At 45.7% G+C, this 3,197-nt stretch carries 4 protein-coding genes; 1 reads left to right on the top strand and 3 read right to left on the bottom strand.

Annotated features, from left to right (window positions below):
• Positions 1-190: hypothetical protein (locus tag H6G26_RS42235; protein ID WP_206757595.1), on the top strand; the 190-nt coding region annotated here is incomplete at its 5' end.
• A gap of 18 nt (positions 191-208) precedes the next feature.
• Here the strand turns inward: H6G26_RS42235 and H6G26_RS40220 are convergent.
• From H6G26_RS40220 to H6G26_RS40215, 3 genes are all read right to left on the bottom strand, one after another.
• Positions 209-1,135, bottom strand: a complete 927-nt coding sequence (locus H6G26_RS40220; protein WP_242054374.1) for a hypothetical protein — start codon at positions 1,133-1,135, stop codon at positions 209-211.
• Positions 1,136-1,162: 27 nt separating this feature from the next.
• On the bottom strand, positions 1,163-1,603 hold the full coding sequence (locus tag H6G26_RS43595) for a hypothetical protein (protein ID WP_242054372.1): 441 nt from the start codon (positions 1,601-1,603) through the stop codon (positions 1,163-1,165).
• A gap of 89 nt (positions 1,604-1,692) precedes the next feature.
• The gene (locus tag H6G26_RS40215) at positions 1,693-3,135 is read right to left on the bottom strand and encodes a hypothetical protein (RefSeq protein ID WP_242054370.1); all 1,443 of its coding nucleotides are present in this window, start codon (positions 3,133-3,135) and stop codon (positions 1,693-1,695) included.
• Positions 3,136-3,197: the final 62 nt, after the last annotated feature.

Genomic DNA, 3,197 nt, shown 5'->3' with positions numbered 1-3,197 from the left:
TAGTTATAAACAGGAAGATAATCAGCATATTTTTCGGGTTCAAGTTAATGGTAAAATGACCAACTTTGCCATTTCTTCTGAAGGGTATGTGCTTAGTGGTGAGCCTTTTCCTCGCTTATTTTCTGAGTATTGGGATATCAGTGTGAACTCATCAGGAAAATGGTATTTAGTAAATATAACTTCCCTGTAAAAGTGACGGGCGCATTTGTTACTCATCCCACTTCACCAGCACCCCATCTACACAAGCGATACCCCACTGCGGATACTTCGCCAGCAGTTTCTTGATCACAATTTGCAAAGCCGGATCATCCCAACACTCTTGCAAGTATTCCAACCCCGGATTCTGCCCTGAATTCGCCGCTACTTTGAGTTTCTGCATCCGCTCAGGTCGCGCATTTGCCCTTGCAACTATTGCCTCATGCGACCATTTTTCAGTACTGGGGACAGGCGCGGCGGAACTTTCACCCTCATCAACTGTTTTGACTTCTACACCTGAAACTTGGTTTTCTCCCGGCAAGAAAGCAGATTGACCCTGTTCTACTTGCCCTGGTGTTTGATTAGCGATCGCCAAACTTGAAGAAAATTCATTTTTAGCGACGGGCGCGGCGGAATAAGTGCCTTCATGATCTACTTTATCCTCATCACCAGAAACCAAGTTTTCAGCCAATAAAGAAGCAGAGGGACGACTCAGTTCTATTTTTTGATGTGCGATCGCTAAACTTGAAGAAAATTTATTTTCGGCAACAGGCGCGGCGGAAAAAGTGCCTTCATGACAGTCTCTCACTTCAGTATTATAATCCTGCTTTTCTCTCTCCAACAAAGCAGATTCAACCTGTACAGCATCCACAAGCGCTAGCATCGTGCAGTCCATTGCCACAGGCAATTCTTCAAGTTCTGACGCGCTTTCTATATGTGAAGGCGACGCGCCCCTCAAGGGCGCATGAGCCGTTTCCTCAACATGCGGATTTTCAGTTAGCGCGTCAGAACCAACTACCATACCAACAACCTTAGTTGGTTGTTGGTAGGTAGTTAACGGGTTGTTAAAAACGTTGTTAGGATTTTGGAAGCCTTGCAATTCCTCACTTTTTTGATCATTCTTTTGGAACGATTCCAAATCAGACGGAATTTGTTCCACACCAGGGTGATTTTGATTCCGTCCGGGCTAGTTTATTTTCTCCCCGGCGTGGACGGCTTTCTCGTCACAAGAATCGGTTTCTTCAGACGTGGACGACTCCCAGTAAAAGCGATTGTAATAACCGTGAAGATTACGAACACGATACCCAATCAACCCAGGTCTACCGGAGGGCAACCGCCCAAACAACTCCTCAAATTGAAACAGTCCTTGAGCCGTCAACGCCGCACCTGCTTTTTGCAAAGATTTGTAGGTGAGGTTAGTGTCGAGTTTGTGGGCGGAACCCCCGAATTGTTCAGCCGCAATGCTATCTAACCAAAGCTGCTGCACAGATGGAGGTTGCTGACGAACCCAGTTGATATCCTCAATCGATACTTTGCAATGTGGTCTAATCGATTTATCTGCATCCGTTTGTTTGCGCTCATTACGCTGTTTGCTACCACCGTTGATTGCTTTTAATGCTGTAGTCATAATTCCCCCAAAACTTGCATGACAATATGAGCGGTATGGTTACAATGCCGCGTTTAAGTTTTTTAGCTATTCTCAAAGCGAGTTTTTATTTACTGGTTTTCGCCTTGCCAAAACCGCAACTCATCTCGGAAATACCTATCAGTTTTCTTGGATTCCTTCTGCCAGTGATCCCATGCAACGATTACCTCATCTCCTAAATCCTGAATCACTTCTCCTCTGGCTACATATAAAGTGCGATATGGGTCAGCGTGGGCAACAATAGAACCAACGCCAATGATGTCCGGTTGAGAGAATGCTTTTTGGAGTGCGGTAATTAACTCTGTTTCCTCATTGGTCAATTCCGCCCAGTAGTCCTGTTTAATCACCTCATACTCTTGCGCCACTGCCCAATAGTCCTGCCAAGTACACCCAGGTTTAGCTAGCACTGTCCTAATGTCACTAACAGCTTGGGGTATCATCTGTAATTGCTCGACTCGATAGGCGATCGCAGTTGGTGTCGGTTCACTTCCCAGAATTAGCGCTGCTGCTTCGAGTGCCTGGGTATTATTCATAGCACTGGCTAAGTTTTTCAAAGCCATGCCCATCAACCGTAAGCATTCTTGGGCATTTTCCTTGGGTGGTTCCTGCGCTAGCGATCGCAGATCAATAGTTTTCTCTAGCGCCTGTTTAACTTGCTTGTTCAAAACTTTGGTCGCTTGCTGAGTCATGGTATTTCCCCACTGTTGAACCGGATGCTGTTGTACGGCGTGTTCTAGTTCCTGAATCCGTTGGTGGAGTTGTTGATTCTCAATTTCCAGTTTTCTTAACCCTTCCATCTCATCCAACCGTTGCTGTAACTGGATGTTTTGCTCTTTCTGCTGCTTGTACAGGTTTTGCAGAGATTGGATTTGTTCTTTAGCTTGTTCTTCTGCTCTGTCCGATACTTCTGCTTGCAAACCAATTCTTAATTCCTGGGAAAGTCGCTCTAACTCCAGCTTGTGTTGCTCTTTGATTTGGGCGATCGCTTCGGTGTACTCTTTTGGGTAAGTCCGCCCACTCGATTCGGACACAATTGCGTCATTTAAATCAGCAGCCAAATCACTATTATTTACCAGCAGCCTCTCACCGTCGCTAAAGGTGATAATCTGCTGATAGTTATTAGGCGCGTCTGCCTCAATCACTCCCGAATCCCCATATCTGGGATGTGCAAGGGAAGAAACAGTGACAGAATTACACGATTGCGCTTTAGGGCTTTCGCTTTTTGTGGTGTGTTTAGTTGTTGGTGCGACTTGCTGCACTGCTTTGGCGAAGTCTGCGGCAGTGGGGAACGGTTTTTCTTTTGCTGCGATCGCAACAGCTTCGTTTAACTTGTCAGGAGTTTTGACCAGTCGGAGTAGGGATCGTGTCTGGGATGGTTTAGTAATCTTTTCCCTGAGTTCCTCTGGCAGGGTATCAACTACTTTCTTAGCAGACAGCAAATCTCTGACCCGGCGATATCCCCCGTGTTTGGTCAACTCATATCTTGCACCTGGAAATAGTAATGTCAATTCCATGACTAAGTGCTAAGGGTCGAAGCCGTTCAATATCCAGTAGTAATAAAGACAGGATTAAATGA

Source organism: Nostoc sp. FACHB-888 (genome assembly GCF_014696655.1).
Lineage (GTDB): Bacteria > Cyanobacteriota > Cyanobacteriia > Cyanobacteriales > Nostocaceae > Nostoc.
The sequence above is the reverse complement of the archived record's forward strand: the minus strand, read 5'-3'. Positions and strand labels throughout refer to the sequence as shown.

Bases quoted from the DNA above. Each gene is read 5' to 3' on its own strand.
- H6G26_RS43595 (WP_242054372.1), bottom strand. From the start codon at position 1,603: ATGACTACAGCATTAAAAGCAATCAACGGTGGTAGCAAACAGCGTAAT.
- H6G26_RS40215 (WP_242054370.1), bottom strand. From the start codon at position 3,135: ATGGAATTGACATTACTATTTCCAGGTGCAAGATATGAGTTGACCAAA.